This is a genomic window from Hyella patelloides LEGE 07179, assembly GCF_900659865.1.
GTDB lineage: Bacteria > Cyanobacteriota > Cyanobacteriia > Cyanobacteriales > Xenococcaceae > Hyella > Hyella patelloides.
The window spans coordinates 1-5,406 of record NZ_LR214134.1 but is presented as its reverse complement, the minus strand read 5'-3'; the positions used below and the strand labels follow the sequence as shown (position 1 = coordinate 5,406).

Annotated in this window: 6 protein-coding genes; 1 reads left to right on the top strand and 5 read right to left on the bottom strand. The window is 37.7% G+C overall.

The genetic code is table 11. The features are described 5' to 3' along the window. Nucleotides 1–220 precede the first annotated feature (220 nt). Nucleotides 221–1,132 (bottom strand): N-acetylmuramic acid 6-phosphate etherase, encoded by a 912-nt coding sequence (murQ, locus tag H1P_RS30635; protein ID WP_144874875.1) that lies wholly within the window; start codon nucleotides 1,130–1,132, stop codon nucleotides 221–223. 555 nt (nucleotides 1,133–1,687) lie between these two features. Between murQ and H1P_RS30630 the strand changes: the two genes are divergently transcribed. Continuing rightward, nucleotides 1,688–2,644 (top strand): lysylphosphatidylglycerol synthase transmembrane domain-containing protein, encoded by a 957-nt coding sequence (locus tag H1P_RS30630; RefSeq protein ID WP_144874873.1) that lies wholly within the window; start codon nucleotides 1,688–1,690, stop codon nucleotides 2,642–2,644. Between the two features lie 442 nt (nucleotides 2,645–3,086). Here H1P_RS30630 and H1P_RS30625 read toward each other — a convergent pair whose 3' ends face one another. The 4 genes from H1P_RS30625 to H1P_RS37875 all read right to left on the bottom strand — a co-directional run. Beyond that, complete coding sequence (locus H1P_RS30625) at nucleotides 3,087–3,551, bottom strand: hypothetical protein (RefSeq protein WP_144874871.1); 465 nt, start codon at nucleotides 3,549–3,551, stop codon at nucleotides 3,087–3,089. Nucleotides 3,552–3,601: 50 nt separating this feature from the next. Further along, nucleotides 3,602–3,970 carry a phasin family protein gene (locus H1P_RS30620; RefSeq protein WP_144874869.1) on the bottom strand — a complete coding sequence of 123 codons (369 nt, stop codon included), beginning with the start codon at nucleotides 3,968–3,970 and terminating at the stop codon, nucleotides 3,602–3,604. Between the two features lie 38 nt (nucleotides 3,971–4,008). Continuing rightward, on the bottom strand, nucleotides 4,009–5,094 hold the full coding sequence (ribD, locus tag H1P_RS30615; RefSeq protein WP_144874867.1) for a bifunctional diaminohydroxyphosphoribosylaminopyrimidine deaminase/5-amino-6-(5-phosphoribosylamino)uracil reductase RibD: 1,086 nt from the start codon (nucleotides 5,092–5,094) through the stop codon (nucleotides 4,009–4,011). Nucleotides 5,095–5,182: 88 nt separating this feature from the next. Next, nucleotides 5,183–5,406, bottom strand: a 224-nt coding sequence (locus H1P_RS37875; protein WP_222427324.1) for a hypothetical protein, incomplete at its 5' end; no start/stop codon positions are given.

Here is a 5,406-nt window from a genome sequence, read left to right as displayed (position 1 = left end):
TTTTTTGCCAAGCATAACTATACAAGATACATAATAACCAGAAGTAAATTATCGCGATGTTACTAACTAAAACTAGATATCATTAATTACTGATTTATATAATGTTAATCTGAATTAAATTAACGTAACACTGTTTTTCAACAGAACAGCAATTATTGATAATTTACACCTGTGATTACATATCTACTTTGTAGAAATATCATGATTACCTATTGTGTTATCACAAATTGCTTTGCACCGCTAGCCTTAAATTCCCATGATATTTTTGTAAAAGTTGTTCTCCATCTTCTGCATTTAAACCAGTCCATTCCATTAGTAAAGCCAGTTTGACTTTTTGTTTACTTCGTTGTAGTAATTCTTGTGCTTGTTGACGGTTTAAATCAGTTAAATCACAAAGAATGCGAATAGCGCGATCGCGTAGTTTAGTATTCGTTACTGAAACATCAATCATTCGATTGCCATAAACTTTGCCTAAACGTACCATAACTCCTGTGGAAATAATATTCAATGCCATTTTGGTAGCTGTTCCTGCTTTAAGCCTGGTTGAACCCGCTAAAACTTCTGCACCCACTAGCAAGCGAATATCAAGATCTGCATCGATAGCTACTTGTTCGTTAGGTACACAACTCATTGCTATGGTGGTCGCACCTCTTTCTTTAGCTGCTTGTAACGCACCATGAACATAAGGGGTTGTACCTCCTGCGGTAATTCCAATTACTATATCTAAATTAGTAATCTGGTGATAAGCGATCGCAGATTCGCCATCTTCGGGCAGATCTTCTAAGTCTTCGGAACTTCTAACTAATGCACCCGCACCACCCGCAATAATGCCCTGTACTAATTCAGGAGAAGTACAAAAAGTAGGGGGACATTCTGCTGCATCTAACACTCCTAATCTTCCGCTTGTTCCTGCACCAACGTAATATAGCTTTCCTCCTCGACTCAAAGCATTACTTCCTGCTTCAATAGCTGCTGCGAGGGAAGTTCGAGCTTCAGCGATCGCTTTAAGGGTTTTAGCATCTTCTTGATTGAAGAGATCGACTATTTCTAAAGGAGAGAGGCTGTCTAAATTATGACTTTCGGGATTAATCTGTTCTGTTAGGAGATGTCCCCTCGATTCCAAGTTTTCCATCTTGCTGCTAATAAAATTAAGACCTTTAACTTACCTTAATAATGGAGCAATAGAAATGATTTTTGTGTAAATAATTTCAAACAGATAGTAATCAAGGATGAGGAAGTAAAAAGTAATACAATTTCTCAACAGCGCGATTATTCAAGATGAGGAAACCTCATCGAATCTCGCACTCAAAACTATCATCTAGAGACTTGAGTTCGAGATAAGACAAAAGTAGTACAAAAAAGCTATCTAAATTCAGCACGAGATCGTTTTGGAAGGCGTGGGTTTCCTCTACTTTCTTAGTCACCGTTACTCCGCCTTAAAAAGCGGTGCGCGGGGATGGGGGGACTTCAACAGACCGCAATCAACTGTGGGAAGCAAAACATCAAACCAGAAAAGTCCCCCCTATCCACCCCTGCCGAGGTTTCCTCGGCTAAGGAACGCGCACCAAGAGAAGACGGAGACGGCACGTGACCGTTGGTCAAGAGACATACATCAAGAAACGCGCACCAAAAGAGACAACAAAAAATAAAGTATTATAGTTTTTTACGCTTGCTCACTTAATAATTTATGAATTTAAAAAGATTTATATCTATAGTTATTAGCACTGCACTTTTATTTTATTTATATTCTCGTATTGAAATAAATAGGCTCTGGGAAGTATTTCAAAATTGCGATGCTCTGTGGATGACTATCAGCTTAGGAATGGTTATTCCCTTAACTTTATTTACCTCTTGGCGATTGCAACAATTAATGCCCAAAGGAACTAATTTAAGCTTTCTCGAAGCCAATCGCTTAATTTTAGGTTCTAGCGTTTTAAATATGGTGTTGCCTTCCAAGATGGGAGACATTGCCAAAGCTTACTTTATGCGAGAAAGAGACAACTTAAGTGGTAGTTTATCCCTAGTAATTGTTATTTTTGAAAAAGCTTGCGATATGCTTTCTTTATTATTATGGTGTATTTTTGGCTTATTTTTTTACTCAGAAAAAAATACTTTCTTTTGGGGAATAACTGCCATTATTACTGGAGGCTTTATTGTTGGAGTTTTTCTTTTAGGATGGGGTGCTTTTGCTAATTTCTTTTTTATTTTATGCAGCAAAATTGTTCCTCAAGGAATTAAAAATAAGCTGCAACAGATGCAACAGTCTTGGTCAGAAATGCATAATTATTTTTGGAGCGATCGCAAACAATTAGCAATTATTACTATTACTTCTATTTTTATTTGGTTTCTCCATCTATTACAGATTTGGTTATTTATTCTGGCACTTAAAGCTTGGACTCCTTTTATTGTCAGTTTAGCTTTGTCTCCATTGTCAATTTTGGCAGGATTATTACCGTTTACTTTTGCTGGCGTTGGTACTCGCGATGCAGCCTTAATCTGGTTTTATCAACCTTATTTTAATGAAACTGTCGGTGCAGCTTTAGGTTTACTATGTACCTCTCGTTATTTTCTTCCAGCTATTATTGGCTTACCATTTTTAGGGCAAATGATGGCAACAGTAAAGCAATATCAAAAACCGTCTTAAAATTGTTCTACGTTATCCCACTAAGTAACAGTCCAGAATTGGTCTACTTTTTACAGCCGTTCTGATAGAGAGTTTAATCCCTTGCAATAAGTAGCTTAAGGAGGAAGCGATAAAAACTCCTTTCCCTTCTAGCCTGATATGACACTGCCTACATATTTGGCATCGCTCCCCTTCAATATGTAGTGCGAAAACACAACGACATAACTTCTCTACAGTGTTTTTTTCCTAAATAATATTATAACAATAATTTTTGATTTCAAATCTTAAGTAAGAATTAAAAAATTGTTGTTTACTATTAGAAAAAATTGCATTTAAATTAATTTTTGTTAAATTAAAGAAATATTAGTTTTGGAAAATCAATAAACTTGATTACTTTTATTTATGACTCTAGATTTAGCAGATTAAATCTTGTAAAAAACACAATTATTTCCTTGGCTCCTGTTCAACTTTCATCGTCCCATTTTGAGACAATATTTGGTTGTTTTTCCCAATCTGGGCAATGGTCATCTTCTACACCATGAGGATGCATAGCACACACTAAAATTTGACCGTTATAAGATTGACCGTGGTAGTTACAACAACCTATACAAGCAGCATAGTTATTTTTACTAGGAGTTTCTGTAGTAATTTCCACAAACTCAGAATCGTCTACCAAGTTTTCGATATCTTCCCAGAGACTAAGCTCAAGTTCGAGATTAGTCTCTGTCATAAAATCCACAAAATCTTCTACACAGCGATCTACTTCTGTAACCAAAGTATCTTGTACTTGTCCACTAAATTCTTCCAAAGCATCTGCTACTTCTTCTGTAAAAGATTCCACTGCTTGATTGAAATCATGAAAAAACTTTTCCAAAGTCACAGTAGTTTTTTCTAATTGTTGCCACCAATCTTTTTGCCAATCATCCATAGTACTAATTCAATAAAAAAAATTGTAACTAAAGTAATAATCAAGAATAGTTATTCTCGTTGTAAGCGACGCAACTCTTCTTGTAAAGATGCCACTCGATCTTTCAGACTATCTACGTTATCAGATTTTTCCGCTTCTGGCTCTTCTTCGCTAATAATTTCGATGACTCTAGGCTCTTTTTTTTCTGTGTTAGTTTCCGAAGATTGCACTACATCTTGTTGGGCTTGCTGTACCATTTCATCAACAAATTTACGCGCCTCATCCACATTCATTTCACCACGAGCAATCATCTCATCAGCTAATTTTTGCGATTGAGCCTTAATTTCAACAAGAGTATCTCCTGCTTTCTCCTGAGCATAAGAGGCAAAACCCACTCCCATGTAAAAAGCTTTTTTTACTATATCTTCAAAACCAGCCATGCCAACTTCTCCTTTGCTAATCAGTACTTATCTGATTTTTATTGTAAATAACCTGCGATTAAAATATCGCAATCAACGGTTTGTACGGTGACTCTCTTTAAGGATAAAGCATTACTCATTTGAGTTATACCCAAATCTCCCACTGGAGAAGGTGCGGTTTGCCCTCCCACAATTTTGGGCGCAATAAAAGCCATTATTTTCTGAATTGTACCATCTGCGATCGCATTTGCAGCTAAGACACCACCACATTCCCACAAGACTTTTGATAGCCCTCGTTCATAAAGATTTTGATTAACTGCTTGAGGAGTTACCAAGTCCAACTGGACAATCTCTACTCCTTTTTCTAATAATAGATGTTGTAATGGGGGGTTGCTGTCTTTTTCGGTAAAAATTAAAGTAGGTGCAACCATTACATCCCATAATTTACAGTCTTCAGGTAAATTTAAACTATGGCTCATGACCACTCGCAGAGGATTGTGTTCAGCTACTCCATGAGTAGTTAACTGAGGGTTGTCTTTCCTAACCGTATTACCGCCAATAATTACCGCATCGCAAGTACTCCTAAGCTGATGTACCCGATGACGAGAGGCTTTACTTGTCACCCAAGCACTATGTCCTGTAGTCGCTGCAATTTTACCATCTAGGGTCATGGCATATTTTAAAATCCCCAGAGGTTTTTGTTGCTCAATGCGGTGAATAAAAGCCTCATTTAACTCACGACAAGCAGCCTCTTCCACACCTACAATCACTTCTATTCCTGCATTCCGTAACTTTTTAATTCCACTACCAGAAACACGAGAATCACAATCTACCATTCCCACCACTACTTTAGCCACGCCCGCAGCAATTAAAGCTTCGCTACAGGGTGGTGTTCTACCATAATGATTACAAGGCTCAAGACTAACATACACTGTCGCCCCTTTTGCTTGTTCTCCTGCATCTTTGAGAGCGAATACTTCTGCATGGGGTTTCCCCGCTTCAGGATGATAACCTTCCCCGACTATTTTGCCATCCTTGACCACTACAGAGCCAACAAGGGGATTGGGTGATGTTTTTCCTTCAGCACGTCTGGCTAACTGAATACATCTTTGCATCATTTGGTGCTCGAATTCAGAGATTGTCATTTAGTTATGTTGGTGGTTGGTAGTTGGTTGTTTTCTCCAAAAGTTTATCCATTGTACTTTCCCCAACGTAATAAGGGAAAACTTCAAATTACGGCGTTGGTGAATGCATAATGCTGAGACAAGTTTTTACGCTTTCTATACTGTTATCCAAAATTATTTCAAAGCAAGAAAGCTTATAGCAAGAAAGCTTATAGCTACGAACCGTATTATTTTGGGTGACATTACTGTCTTGAACGAGTCCTAAAGGATACCGCTCCCCTAAAGGACTCGCTTCGCATCGCGCATATTGCTCATTGAGGGAAACCCAAGGGG